At 71.8% G+C, this 12,176-nt stretch carries 11 protein-coding genes; 7 read left to right on the top strand and 4 right to left on the bottom strand.

Features of this window, described 5'->3' with window-relative positions; translation table 11 throughout:
- Positions 1-207: 207 nt before the first annotated feature.
- On the bottom strand, positions 208-450 hold the full coding sequence (locus AC1VWI_RS12545; RefSeq protein ID WP_499511066.1) for a hypothetical protein: 243 nt from the start codon (positions 448-450) through the stop codon (positions 208-210).
- A gap of 178 nt (positions 451-628) precedes the next feature.
- The gene (locus AC1VWI_RS12540; protein WP_499511065.1) at positions 629-1,399 is read right to left on the bottom strand and encodes a DUF8842 C-terminal domain-containing protein; all 771 of its coding nucleotides are present in this window, start codon (positions 1,397-1,399) and stop codon (positions 629-631) included.
- A 537-nt stretch (positions 1,400-1,936) separates the two neighbouring features.
- Between AC1VWI_RS12540 and AC1VWI_RS12535 the strand changes: the two genes are divergently transcribed.
- The 3 genes from AC1VWI_RS12535 to AC1VWI_RS12525 all read left to right on the top strand — a co-directional run bounded on the left by AC1VWI_RS12535 (position 1,937) and on the right by AC1VWI_RS12525 (position 5,000).
- A complete protein-coding gene (locus tag AC1VWI_RS12535; RefSeq protein ID WP_499511064.1) occupies positions 1,937-2,563 on the top strand; it encodes a LysM peptidoglycan-binding domain-containing protein in 627 nt (208 codons plus the stop codon).
- Between the two features lie 113 nt (positions 2,564-2,676).
- A complete protein-coding gene (locus AC1VWI_RS12530; protein WP_499511063.1) occupies positions 2,677-3,174 on the top strand; it encodes a transglycosylase family protein in 498 nt (165 codons plus the stop codon).
- Positions 3,175-3,677: 503 nt separating this feature from the next.
- Positions 3,678-5,000 carry a glycosyltransferase family 4 protein gene (locus AC1VWI_RS12525; RefSeq protein WP_499511062.1) on the top strand — a complete coding sequence of 441 codons (1,323 nt, stop codon included), beginning with the start codon at positions 3,678-3,680 and terminating at the stop codon, positions 4,998-5,000.
- A gap of 45 nt (positions 5,001-5,045) precedes the next feature.
- On the opposite strand, the gene ctaD is transcribed toward AC1VWI_RS12525, so the two are convergent.
- On the bottom strand, positions 5,046-6,752 hold the full coding sequence (gene ctaD, locus AC1VWI_RS12520; RefSeq protein ID WP_499511061.1) for an aa3-type cytochrome oxidase subunit I: 1,707 nt from the start codon (positions 6,750-6,752) through the stop codon (positions 5,046-5,048).
- A 204-nt stretch (positions 6,753-6,956) separates the two neighbouring features.
- Here ctaD and AC1VWI_RS12515 point away from each other — a divergent pair, with 204 nt between their 5' ends.
- The 3 genes from AC1VWI_RS12515 to AC1VWI_RS12505 all read left to right on the top strand — a co-directional run bounded on the left by AC1VWI_RS12515 (position 6,957) and on the right by AC1VWI_RS12505 (position 8,694).
- Positions 6,957-7,865: a bifunctional DNA primase/polymerase gene (locus AC1VWI_RS12515; RefSeq protein WP_499511060.1), complete on the top strand. Its 909-nt coding sequence runs from the start codon at positions 6,957-6,959 to the stop codon at positions 7,863-7,865.
- 4 nt (positions 7,866-7,869) lie between these two features.
- Positions 7,870-8,259, top strand: coding sequence for a DUF779 domain-containing protein (locus tag AC1VWI_RS12510; RefSeq protein ID WP_499511059.1), 390 nt, complete (start codon positions 7,870-7,872; stop codon positions 8,257-8,259).
- Positions 8,260-8,478: 219 nt separating this feature from the next.
- Positions 8,479-8,694, top strand: coding sequence for an I78 family peptidase inhibitor (locus tag AC1VWI_RS12505; protein ID WP_499511058.1), 216 nt, complete (start codon positions 8,479-8,481; stop codon positions 8,692-8,694).
- Positions 8,695-8,825: 131 nt separating this feature from the next.
- Here AC1VWI_RS12505 and AC1VWI_RS12500 read toward each other — a convergent pair whose 3' ends face one another.
- Positions 8,826-9,830 (bottom strand): phosphatase PAP2 family protein, encoded by a 1,005-nt coding sequence (locus tag AC1VWI_RS12500; RefSeq protein ID WP_499511057.1) that lies wholly within the window; start codon positions 9,828-9,830, stop codon positions 8,826-8,828.
- Positions 9,831-10,506: 676 nt separating this feature from the next.
- On the opposite strand from AC1VWI_RS12500, the gene AC1VWI_RS12495 reads away from it, so the two are divergent.
- Positions 10,507-12,138 carry an MFS transporter gene (locus tag AC1VWI_RS12495; RefSeq protein ID WP_499511056.1) on the top strand — a complete coding sequence of 544 codons (1,632 nt, stop codon included), beginning with the start codon at positions 10,507-10,509 and terminating at the stop codon, positions 12,136-12,138.
- Positions 12,139-12,176 lie beyond the last annotated feature (38 nt).

Raw genomic sequence — 12,176 nt, 5'->3', positions numbered from 1 at the left:
GGGGGGTCGCTCCCCGGGGTGTTGCAGTATCGAGCGGCGGTTGCGTGAGGAGTTCGGGTTCGTGGGGACGCCGATCCAGGTGTCGGTGCGGGTGCGGGAGAAGCGCGGCCGCAAGAAGCAGCTCCTGCGGGGGCCGGACATGGTGCCGCCCGCCGGGTCGCTTCCCCAGGGGGGCGATCGGGCGGGCGGTTCGCCGTGCGGGGTGGGTCAGAGGCCGCCGTGCATGCGGTTCTCCGCGAGGCCCGGGGGGAGGGCCGGGAGGTCGCCGCGGTGGCGGCCGGAGCGGTAGGCGGAGTTGACCCCACCGCGGTCGGCGAAGCCGTTGAACTGCAGGTCCTCCTCGCCGGTGCGGTCGCCGGGGAGGGTGCGGAAGAGCCTGCGGTACTCGGAGTAGAGCGCGTCGTAGATCGGCGTGCCCTCGCTCACGGACGCCTCCTGCGCGGTGCGCATGGGGGGGATGGGGCTGCGGAACTGGGCTCGTGAGGAAGCGTCAAAGGTGTGCACGTCGTGGCAACGAGCGGCTCATCTGCGGGGATGCGGGTCGTACGGATGAATCACGCATATGCACTGCCATAGGCCAAAGGCGCGTACGGGCAGCCGTACGCGCCTTTGGCCGGAGCCGGGGGGATCAGGTGCCGGAGAGCGGCATTGTCGCCGCGACGAGGAGTCCGCGCCCGCAGGCGCGTTCCAGGGCGTCGCGCAGCAGGTCCTCGCGGGGCTGCTGGCCGATGGTGCCGTGCGGGGCGGCGTACACGTACACCTCGTTCGACCGGTTGACCGCCTGGCGCCAGCCCTCGCTCACCGCGAGCGGCTGGTGCGCCTGCCACCACGCGCCGGCGGAGCCGGGCTGCAGGATGGCGTGCAGCTGCCCCATGGCCAGCAGCACGGACCAGCCGGGCAGCGGGGAGGGCGGTGTGGACAGGTCGTTCACGGGGAGGAAGCCCTGCTCGATGAGGATCGGCAGGAAGTCGTCGCCGGGGCCGCTTTCGCCGGGCCGGGCGATCGGGCCGGTGGGCTCGATGACCAGGGCCGGGCACACCTCCTCCTTGATGAGGACGAGGCCGCAGGTGATGCCGAGCACCGCCTGGCGCGGAGCGGCGGCCGCCGCTCCGCCGGCCGGCTCCTCACCGGCGATGCTCTGCACCGCTCCCTGCAGTTGCTCCTCCGAGACGGGCACGACCTGGGAGGGGATGCAGGTCGCGTGGGCGAAGGCGAGCACGGCGGTCTCCTCGCCGACGAAGAGCACCGTGCTGGTGCGCTCCGTGGCGGTGTCCCCCGGGGTACGGCAGGAGGTGCAGTCGTACGTGCCGGGCGCGCTGTCGCCCGCCAGCAGGCGTGCCGCCTCCTCATCGCCGATCTCGGCTCGTACCTCGTCGCTGACGTCGAGCATGGGCGGCACTGAAGCCTCCTTGAAATGTACGGCTACGGGCTCCTTTGCCGGGCCTCGCCCGGCACATAGTGACAACGGCCGATCTGTGGCGGGAGTCACGGCCTTCTTGGCGCGTGCTCGTGCGTCCGCGTGCGGAGGGTGAGCGGCGGTACGGAGCCGGTCACTCCAAGTCCCACCTTTCACCCCGGGAAGCCTCCGTGCCTATGAGTCGGGTCACATGGCGCATATGCGCTGTGCGGATATGCCGCAAAAAACACCATCAATCCGGTGTCCTAAATAGGTCTTTACTCCCGGTAACCCTCAAGTGGCCTGCGGCGTAAGGGGTTTGTTTGGCGACGGAACGCGACCCTGCCTAGATTTGCCCGCCGTGTGCAGAGAGCACCACCCGGGAGGGCTCGCACGGAGGGTGACCGTGGATCCGAAATCCACCGGTCGGCGAGCGAAGGGGACGGGGGCCGCGCCGGATGCGTGGGGACCCCGTCCGTCGGGTGCCGTACCGGAGGTACGGCGCCATGGGGGAACCCCGGGTCCGTGGAGAGGGATTCCATGGCCGTATCAGCCAAGTACCGTCAGTCCGCAGTCGTAGCCGGCGTCACCGTGCTGACCCCGCTGGCCCTCATGGCCGTCGCGGGGCCCGCGAAGGCCGCCGACGGCGGGGTCTGGGACCGCATCGCGAGCTGCGAGAGCGGCGGGAACTGGCACATCAACACCGGCAACGGGTACTACGGAGGACTCCAGTTCTCGGCCGGGACCTGGCGCGCCTACGGCGGCACCGCGTACGCGGCGACCGCCGACCGGGCGAGCCGTGAGCAGCAGATCGCCGTCGCCGCCAAGGTGCAGCGGGCGCAGGGCTGGGGCGCCTGGCCCACCTGCTCCGCCCGCGCCGGTGCCTACGGGAGCGCACCCGCCCGCGGCACTGCCCCGGCCGCGCCCAAGGCGAAGCGGCACACCGCCCCGGCGCCCGCGCAGCAGTCGCGCGGCAGCGGCGGTCACGCCGACCGCGGCCAGGGCCGGGCGAAGGGGCACGGCAACTACAGCGTCCGCGGCGGCGACACCCTGAGCGGCATCGCGGCCGCTCACGGGACGACCTGGAAGAAGCTGTACGCCGTCAACCGGACCGTGATCGGCGCCGACCCCAACCTGATCTACCCGGGACAGCGGCTGTCGGTCTGACCTCCCGCGCACTCCCGGCCCACCCGGCGGCCGTGCTCCGACCGGGTGGGCCGGGGGGCGCGCACGGCGCGGCGGGCGACGGCGCCCGCCGCACCGTGCCTAGCCTGGCCCGCATGTCCCGTCCCCGCCGTCTCGCGGTGACCGCTTTCGCTCTGCTCGCCTCGTGGGCGGCCCTGGCTCCCGGAGCGCGGGCCGACGGGCACGCCCCCGTCTGGCTGGAACTGGCGACCTGCGAGAGCAGCAACCGCTGGAAGACCAACACCGGCAACGGCTTCTACGGTGGGCTGCAGATCTTCCAGCCCACCTGGGTCGAGCACGGCGGTCTCGACCTGGCCGCCAGGCCCGACCGTGCGACCCCCGACCAGCAGATGACCGTCGCCGAGGAGATCCTCCGCGACCAGGGCTGGGAGGCCTGGCCGACCTGCGCGCAGCGCCTGCGGCTGGCCGGCCGGGCGCACGCGGTCCAGTCCGGCGAGACCCTGGAGGGCGTCGCCCGGCGCTTCAACGTCAGCGGCGGCGCGGCCGAGCTGTACCGGCTCAACCAGGACGTCATCGGCTCCGACCCGACCCGCCAGCTCACGCCCGGGACGCTGCTGCGCCTGCCGCGCTGAGCCCTGTGGACCCCGGCCGGGAACGGCGGGTCCTGGCGGGTCCTGGTCATGATGTGCCTGAATTCGTGTCATCTTATGGTCATCTCAACCGATTAGTGGAAATACGTCGTGTGTGGCCATACCCTGAACGGTCCGTCCGCCCTAGGCCGCGATGTGTGCGGCCCGCCGCTCCCGCCGCGCTCTCAGGTGCTTGCCGAACCGTCCGTCACCTGTCGGGCCCGTCCGTCCGTAGCCCGGTGGAGTGACGCGGTGAGCGGCCGCCGGGGCGGCTGGGTGACGGAGGGGGGCGACATGGAGCGCAATTGCTCCGACGTGCCGCAGCTGGGCCATCGTGCCTGACGGGCGCGATCCGGAAGGATACCGACCGGTCACGGGGACATCACAGTACGTACATGGCGAGGGGCAGGGAAGGTGGACGAACGCAACCTAAGGGCCGGGGCGATCGTCTTGCGTGCACGAAGTGCGGGCGGGAGTCCGCGGGGAGCGGGAGAACGCGGGGACGCATGCGCATTTCCATACTGATTCACAACGCCTACGGGGTCGGTGGCACCATCCGCACGACCTACAACCTGGCCGGCGCCCTGGCCGAGCGCCACGAGGTCGAGATCGTCTCCGTGTACCGCCACCGCGACGAACCCTCCTTCTCCCTCGCCCCGCAGGTCCGGCTGAGGCACCTGGTGGACCTGCGCAGGAGCAGCGACACCTGCGACCTCGACGACCCGCTGTACCACCGGCCGGCGAAGGTCTTCCCCTCCGGTGAGAACCGCTACGAGCAGTACAGCGCCCTCACCGACCAGCGGATCGCCGCCCACCTCGCGGCCCTCGACGCCGACGTCGTCATCGGCACCCGCCCCGGGCTGAACGTCCACATCGCCCTGCAGGCGCCGCGTCACGTCGTCCGGATCGCACAGGAGCACCTGACGCTCGACACCCACTCGCTGGCGCTGGTGCTCAGGCTGCGCCGGCTCTACCCCCGGCTGGACGCGGTCACCACCACGACCGAGGCCGACGCCGTCTCCTACCGCCGCAGACTGTGGCTGCCCGGCGTACGGGTGCTCGCCCTGCCGAACAGCGTCCCCGACCCGGGTGTCGTGCCCAGCGCCCTGGACGCCAAGTACGTGGTCGCGGCGGGCCGGCTGGCCCCGGTGAAGCGTTACGGCGACCTCATCAGGGCCTTCGCCAAGGTCTCGGTCGAACACCCGGACTGGGGCCTGCGGTTATACGGCACCGGTGGGCAGAAGGAGAAGCTGGAACAGCTCATCGAGCGCCTGGAACTCGGCGACCGGGTGACGATGATGGGGATAGTGACGCCGATCGAGCCGGAGATGGCCAAGGGCTCGCTGCTCGCGGTCTCCTCCAGCATGGAGTCGTTCGGCATGACGATCGTCGAGGCGATGCGCGTGGGGCTGCCGGTGGTCAGCACCGACTGCCCGCTCGGTCCCGGGGAGATCATCAGCGACGGGGTCGACGGCCTGCTGGTGCCGCCGCGTGACGTCGACGCCCTCGCCGCGGCGATGCTCCGGCTGATCAACGACGACGAGCTGCGCCGCCGGATGGGCCGGGCGGCCCTGGACAAGGGCGCCAGCTACGACCCCGCAGAGATCGCCAGGAGCTGCGAACGCCTGCTGGAGGAGCTGCTGGCCCGCCGGACGGGCCGCTCGGGGCGGCTGCGCGCGGCCGGGCGCCACGTCGGCGGACTGGGGATGGGCGTGCTGTACGCGGGCAAGGACCTCGCCCGCGCGGCGAAGCGCCGGGCCCGCAGGCTGCGCAAGAGGCTGCGGGCCGCGGTGCGCAGGCGGCTCGGTGGGCGGACGGGGAGGGGCTGAACCCCGGGCGGGTGACGGCGCTGCCGGTGCCGCGACCGCGCTCCGTCAGTCCTGGCCGCCGGCACCGGGCTCGACGGCGTCGCGGCGGCCGGTGGAGCGTGCCCGGTCGAGGGCGGCGACCTCCGGGTGGTGCAGGTCGAAGGCGGGGGACTCGGAGCGGATCTGCGGCAGCGTCGAGAAGTTGTGCCGTGGTGGCGGGCAGGAGGTCGCCCATTCCAGCGAACGGCCGAAGCCCCAGGGGTCGTCGACCTCCACGCGCCGGCCGTACTTGGCGGTCCGCCACACGTTGTAGAGGAACGGCAGGGTGGACAGGCCCAGCAGGAACGCCCCGATCGTCGAGATCGTGTTGAGCACGGTGAAGCCGTCCGCCGCCAGGTAGTCGGCGTACCGCCGGGGCATGCCCTCCACGCCCAGCCAGTGCTGGACGAGGAAGGTGGTGTGGAAGCCGACGAACAGCGTCCAGAACTGGATCCTCCCCAGCCGCTCGTCGAGCATCTTCCCGGTGAACTTCGGCCACCAGAAGAAGAAGCCGGCGAACATCGCGAAGACCACCGTCCCGAAGACCACGTAGTGGAAGTGGGCCACCACGAAGTACGAGTCGCTGACCTGGAAGTCCAGCGGGGGCGAGGCGAGGATGACCCCGGTGAGGCCGCCGAACAGGAAGCTCACCAGGAAGCCGACGGCCCACAGCATCGGTGTCTCGAAGGACAGCGAGCCGTGCAACATGGTGCCGATCCAGTTGAAGAACTTCACCCCGGTCGGCACCGCGATCAGGAACGACAGCAGTGAGAAGAACGGCAGCAGCACGGCGCCGGTGACGAACATGTGGTGCGCCCACACCACCATCGACAGCCCGGTGATGGCCGTCGTCGCACCCACCAGCGTCGCGTAGCCGAACACCGGCTTGCGCGAGAACACCGGGATGACCTCGGTGATGATGCCGAAGAACGGCAGCGCGATGATGTAGACCTCCGGGTGGCCGAAGAACCAGAACAGGTGCTGCCACAGCAGCGCCCCGCCGTTGCCCGGCTCGAAGACCAGCGAACCGAAGCGCCTGTCCGCCTCCAGCACCAGCAGCGTCGCCGCCAGCACGGGGAAGGCCATCAGCACCAGCACCGAGGTGAAGAGCACGTTCCAGGTGAAGATCGGCATCCGGAACATGGTCATGCCCGGTGCGCGCATCCCCACGATCGTCGCGACGAAGTTGACCGCGCCGAGGATGGTGCCGAAGCCCGACAGTGCCAGCCCCATGATCCACATGTCGGCGCCGATCCCGGGCGAGCGGGTGAGGCTGTTCAGCGGCGCGTAGGCGAACCAGCCGAAGGAGGCGCTCCCGGAGGGCGTCAGCAAGCTCCCCAGCACGATCAGCCCGCCGAAGAGGAACAGCCAGTACGACAGCATGTTCAGCCGGGGGAAGGCGACGTCGGGCGAGCCGATCTGCAGCGGCATGATCTCGTTGGCGAAGCCCGCGAAGGTCGGGGTGGCGAAGAGCAGCAGCATGACCGTGCCGTGGATCGTGAACAGCTGGTTGTAGCCGTCGTTCGACATCAGCTGCAGGCCGGGGCGGGCGAGCTCGGCGCGCATCAGCAGCGCCATGAGTCCCGCGGCGAGGAAGAAGCCGAACGACGTGATCAGGTAGAGGTGCCCGATCTTCTTGTGGTCGGTGGTGGTCAGCCAGTCCACCAGCAGGCGTCCCGGCCGCCGGGGCTCCGCCGCCCGGTCGGCCGCGGTCTGCGCTGCGTACGTCCCCATCGGCGCGTTCCCTCGCGGTAGGAGATCCTGCCGGCACTCGGTCTTGCGTACTCGCATCTTCCGTACAGTCTCGGGCAGACGACCCGTCATGTGACGGACCGGGACGGGACGGCCGTGCCGCGCGCCGTCGTTGCGCCATTGAGTGGAGGGTCGAACGAAAGTACGATAAAGGGGCCATGCCGTAGCGCAGCGAGGGGGCACCCCGTGACGCATCCGGACCACGACCGCGCGCTGGAGTGCGCGCTCGCCGCCGCGCGGCGCGGCTTCCCCGTCATCCCGCTGTCGCGGACCAAGCTCCCCGCGGTCCGTTCGCCGCACCGGGGGGAGACCGGGCGCGGGATGTGCCGCGGCCAGTGCGGACGGCTCGGCCACGGCGTGCACGACGCCGCCACCGAGCCCGCCCGGATAACCGAGCTGTTCGCGGCGGCCCCCTGGGCCAGCGGGTACGGGATCGCGTGCGGACGCTCACCGCACTACCTGATCGGCCTCGACCTGGACCGCAAGGACGGCGTCGACGGCGTGACCGACCTGGTGGACCTGGCCGCCCGGTGGGGCTTCGCCGTGCCGTGGACGCGCACGGTCATCACCCCGAGCGGCGGCCGGCACCTGTGGCTGCGCGGCCCGGCCGAGGCGATCGTGCCCAACTCCGTGCGCCGGCTCGGCAACGGGATCGACGTGCGCGGCAGCGGCGGCTACCTCGTGGGACCCGGCTCGGTGACCACCGCCGGGCTCTACCGCTGGGACCCGCCGACGGCCTCGATGCCGCCGGCCGTCGTGCCCAAGCGGCTGCTGCGGCTGCTGCTGACGACCCCCCAGCGCCGTGCCGCGCGCACCGCGACGGGCGCGACGGCGGCCGCCGGGTCGGGCGGGGGCACGGCCGAGCCGCTGATCCGCTTCGTGCTGGGCTCGTCGGTGGGGGAGCGCAACGAGCGGCTGTTCTGGGCCGCCTGCCGGGCGTTCGAGAACGGCCACGGCGACCGGGTCGCCGCGGAGATGGTCGGGGCGGCCGTCAGCACCGGCCTGTCGGAGCGCGAGGCGGAGTCGACGGTGGGTTCCGCCCGCCGGCATGTCCTGCGGGGGTCTGGCGGGCGGCGCTCGGCGGGAGCACTCTGACCCCATGACCTCTATCGCACCGAGGGCCGGCCGGGTCGCCGTCACCGAGGAGGCCGCGGGGCTGCTGCGGCGTCTCGCCGACCAGCACGGCCCGTTGATGTTCCACCAGTCCGGCGGCTGCTGCGACGGCAGCTCGCCCATGTGCTATCCGCGGGGGGAGTTCCTCACCGGGGACTCCGACGTGCACCTCGGCGACCTCGACGTCCTGGGCATCGACCCGGTGGCGGTGTGGATGTCGCGCGACCAGTTCGCCTACTGGAGCCACACGCATCTGACGATCGACGTGGTGCCGGGGCGCGGCAGCGGCTTCTCGCTGGAGGCGCCGACGGGCAACCGGTTCCTCATTCGGTCCCGGTTGCTGACGGATGAAGAGCTGTCGACGCTGGGGATGTGATGTGAGGGAAGTGTGTGGACCGTTTCCCGGAATTCCGTGGCGGCCGGTCCGGCGGCTTTTCGGCGGCCGGGTCCGCGAATTCGGCGGGTGATTGGAAAAGTCGCCCCCAAAGAGTGAACGGTGCACGCCAAACGCTGCCCTGGATTCTGTGACAGAAGTGTGACGATCAAGTCGGCCGCCGCCTTCCGTCACGGCTCGTGTGCGCCTACGGTTGCTCTCATGGCAACCGATCCGAGTGCCGCACGGCAACCGCAGGACGAACCGGACACCTACGTCGGCCTTGGCGCCGACGAGGCCGAGCGCCGGGCCACCGAGCGTGGCTGGAGCATGGTGCGTGCCCTGCCGCCGGGCGCCGTCATCACCATGGAGTACCGGGTGGGCCGGCTCAACTTCACCGTCGAGGGCGGCCGGGTGACCCGCTGCTGGAGCGGCTGAAGGCCCCTCTCCCCGCATCCCCGCATCCCCGCACGACGAAGGCCCCGGCCGCCCCCGAAGAGGGGCGGCCGGGGCCTTCGTCGTACGGGCGCGGGCGGGGCGGGAGGTGTGCGTACCTGCCCCGCGGGCCGTCAGCCGGTGGCGCCGCGGCCGCGGGCCACGCCGGCCTGGCCGATCGGTGCCGGGCGGCCGGGCCGGTCCGCGGGCGGGCGGCGGCTGCCGGCCGGGGTGACCGGGGTGCGTTCGTGGCGGGTGGTGTGCGGACGTGCCGGGTGGTGCGGTACGCCGGACGCGGGCGTCGTCGCGCGGCCGCTGAGAACGACGGGCTCGAGTACGCCGTCCGGGTTGTCGGAGAGCTGCGCGGAGGCCGGCGCCGCGTTCGTGGCGGAAGCCGTGGCGGGCGCCGTGCGGGTGCCGCGGCGGCGCGCCCAGGCGGCCGTGATCCGCTGCTCGGCCGAGGCCATCAACGGCTCGAACCAGGGCAGTGCCAGCAGGATCAGCAGGCCGGCCGCCCAGCCGAGCAGGACGTCGCTGACCCAGTGGGTGCCGAGGTAGATGGTGGTCATGCCGACGCCCAGCGCCAGCAGCGCCGCGATCACGGAGGTGACCCGGCGGACCCATGGGGTGGTGGCCAGATAGGCCAGGACCCCCCAGGTCACCACGGCGTTCGCGGTGTGACCGGAGGGAAATATATCGCCGCCGGCGAAGAGCTCGGCCGATCCGGCGCTGGTCGCGTAGTGCGGGCCGAGCCTGCCGAGGCCGTACTTCACCGAACCCACGGTGACGTTCAGCAGGAGCAGCGACGTCCCCAGCACCAGCAGCGGGTGCAGGGTGCGGTGGCGCCAGGCGCGCCAGCCCAGCCAGGAGGCGACGATCACGGCCGTCGGGCCGCGCTGGCCCAGGACCACGAAGTAGTCCAGGAACGCGTGGATCTGCGGCCACTGCTTGTAGGGCCGCCACATCATGACCTGCCAGTCCAGGGTCACGAGCTTGGACGTGGTCAGGACGGCTACGACGATGGCCACATAGGCCACGAGCGTCGATCCGAACAGCAGCACGCGTGTCCGGCTCATGCCCGGTGGCGCCTGGGCTGTCTCGGGCTCCTCCATGAGGCGAAGCTTGTCATCGGTACGCACTCAATCGACGTTACAGCGTGTGATGGCGGAGTTCGGCCGGAAGGCCGGGTTCGTAATGACGATGTGATGTGGACTGCGTCTCACTCCACCCATTGGCCGTAGTGCGGACGTGCACATTGAGCCGAATGCGGGAACTCCTTGATTTTATGTTTCGAAGTGCATGCGGAGGATCTTGGGAAATCACGCGTTCGATTTCCGCATGCCCTGTTTATCTTTGATTACCCGTCACTTCTCCTGGAGTTCGCCTGCCATTCCGGCAGGGCGGACGGGTTCCCCGCGCGCCGTTCGTCGCGGCACCGGATCGCAGCCGTGACCTGGGAGATTCCCGATCGGCGGGCGCGTGAACGCACGCGGCGGGCGTACGCGTTGAACCGCGCGACCCGCGCTCGGGGTGCATACGACCGGAACGGGCGGGTACACGCCACCGAGTCGGCGGGCGGGGCCGATCCGTTCCCGGCGGGAGGCCCGGTGCCGCCGTACCGGAAATGTCCGGCAGGTCTCCGGCGGATGGCCGTCGCGTGACGACGGCCACGTCGGAACGTGACCCGCGCCACCCACCATCGGCGCGGACTCGCGTAGTCTGACGACTTCACTCGCCCTCGTCGCTGGGTTCCCCCGGGACCGTCCCCTCGTCCTGCCCAGGGACACCGCGAGCGCACCGCTGGGAGGTACGTACATGACAGGGACGTCCTCGGCCGGCATTCCCGGGCCGGCCGCCGTCCCACGGCACACTCGGCCGGTCAACCGCTGGACCGTGCTGATCGTCCTCTGCGTCAGCCTGCTGCTCGTCGCCCTCGACGCGACCGTGCTGCACGTCGCCGTTCCCGCGGTGAGCGAGGACCTGCGCCCCGGCGCGATAGAGCTGCTGTGGATCGTCGACGCCTATCCGCTCGTCGCCGCGTCCCTGCTCATCCTCTTCGGCACCCTCGGCGACCGCGTCGGAAGACGCCGGATCCTGCTGCTCGGCTGCACGATCTTCGCGGCCGCCTCGGCGGCGGCCGCCTTCGCGCCCGACCCGCGCGTCCTCATCGCGGCCCGCGCCCTGCTCGGCGTCGGCGGCGCGATGATCATGCCGGCCACGCTGTCGATCCTCCGGCAGGTCTTCCCCGACCGCCGTGAGCGGGCCGTCGCCATCGGCGTGTGGAGCGCCGTCGCGGCCGTCGGCGCCGCCGTCGGGCCGGTCCTCGGCGGCTTCCTCGTCGAGAACTTCTGGTGGGGCTCGGTCTTCCTGGTCAACATCCCCCTGATGGCCGTCATCCTTCCGGTGGCCCGCTGGCTGCTGCCGGAGTCCCGAGGCGAGCTGGACGGCCCCTGGGACGTGCTGGGCGCGGTCATGGCCGCGCTGGGCATCCTCGGCGCCATCCTCGGCGTCAAGAGGGTCGGCGGCGGCGCGGCCCCGTACGAGCCCTCCGCGCTCGTCCCGCTGCTCGTGGGCCTGACCCTGCTGGCGCTGTTCGTGCGCCGGCAGCGCAGGCGCGAGCACCCGCTCATCGACATACGCATGTTCGTCAGGCCCGCCTTCGGCACCTCCGTCGGCTGCATCGTGCTGGCGCTGCTCGCCCTCGTCGGCCTGGAGCTGATCGCCGTCCAGTACCTGCAGCTGGTCCTCGGCCTGAGCCCCCTGCAGACGGGGCTGCGGCTGCTGCCGCTCACCCTCGCGGCCATGGGCGCCGGCCTCCTGGGCTCCCGGATGCTCGGCCGCTTCGGGCCGCGCGTCATGGTGAGCTCCGGTTTCGTCCTCACCGCCTGCGCGGTGCTCGTGCTGACCCTCATGGGCCAGCACGACCGGCCGGGCGTGCTGACCACGGGCTTCGTCCTGCTCGGCTTCGGGCTGGAGACCACGCTCTTCGGCGCGTACGAGTCCATGCTCAGCGACGCCCCCGCCGAGCAGGCGGGCGGCGCCGCCGCGATCGGCGAGACCTCCTACCAACTGGGCGCCGGCATCGGCATCGCGCTGCTGGGCAGCGTCATGAACGCCGCCTACGCCCCCGGCGTCGCCCGGGTCCCCGGGGTGCCGGCGGACGCCCGCCTCTCGGCCGGGAAGTCGCTCGGCGAGGCCTACGAGGTCTCCGACCACCTCGGCGGTACCGCCGGAGCCTCCCTGCGGCACGCCGCACGGCACGCCTTCGTCCACGGGATGCACATCACCCTGGTGGTCAGCGCCGGTCTGCTGCTGCTCGGCGCGGTCGCCGCGCTGCGGCTGCCCCGCCGCATGGAGTGCGGCACGGAGGCGTCCCAGCGGTCCGCCGCCCCCGGGATCCCGGCACCGCGCGAGCACGCCCTGGCCGGGGCCGACGTGTCGCGCTGAGCACACCGTCGGGGGCTTTACCCGCCCCCGCCACGGAA

Source organism: Streptomyces sp. TOM-9 (genome assembly GCF_056858595.1).
Note: the sequence above shows the minus strand (reverse complement) of the source record. Positions and strands in the feature narration are given on the sequence as shown.